The following is a 556-nucleotide window of genomic DNA, read 5'->3' on the forward strand; positions in this document are numbered from 1 at the left end:
GAAAACAGTTAAATAAATTGACTGATGATGATCAGTTAAGCTAATTTAAAAACGGCTCTACAAAATGATAAATCAGGTGATCAAAGCTGATGAGAATCGGTGATCAAAGTCATGAGAATACGCATCTGGTAGGGATAAATGGACTTCCCAGCTTTAGCTAGGCACCCGATATAATAATATTCTCAAAAACTATTGGGAAATACTTTGCTATATAAAACTAGGGGGTCAAAATCTTTACAGCTGGTACGGCTTTATAGCCGTACCTTTTTCATCCAGAGCAACTTTCGTAATATTGGCAATTTAGTAAAGGGAGGCGGCATTAATACCAAATCCATCCAAACACCTGTTACCTCGACTCATAATACTCTTTTACAGCCGATGAGGTTTTTGGCGGCCAAACTTGGTTTGTCATGTAGCTATTGAAGTTAGATATCCATTTCAAAACGGCTTCAGAGGTTTCGCTAAACGGCTGAAGTTGTGCCCTTAGTTCTGGTGTGTTTTGGATGTGCTCATTGGTTTTATCTTTTATCATTTTTGCAGCACGGGCTTGGCTATG

Annotated in this window: 1 protein-coding gene; it reads right to left on the reverse strand. The window is 38.8% G+C overall.

Translation table 11 applies throughout. From position 1 onward, the window contains the following. Positions 1–346 precede the first annotated feature (346 nt). The coding region (locus H5154_RS23490) for a hypothetical protein (RefSeq protein ID WP_220493449.1) at positions 347–556 on the reverse strand (210 nt) is incomplete at its 5' end.

The sequence above is a fragment of the Pseudoalteromonas sp. SR44-5 genome (assembly GCF_014163675.1).
Classification (GTDB): Bacteria; Pseudomonadota; Gammaproteobacteria; order Enterobacterales; family Alteromonadaceae; genus Pseudoalteromonas; species Pseudoalteromonas rhizosphaerae.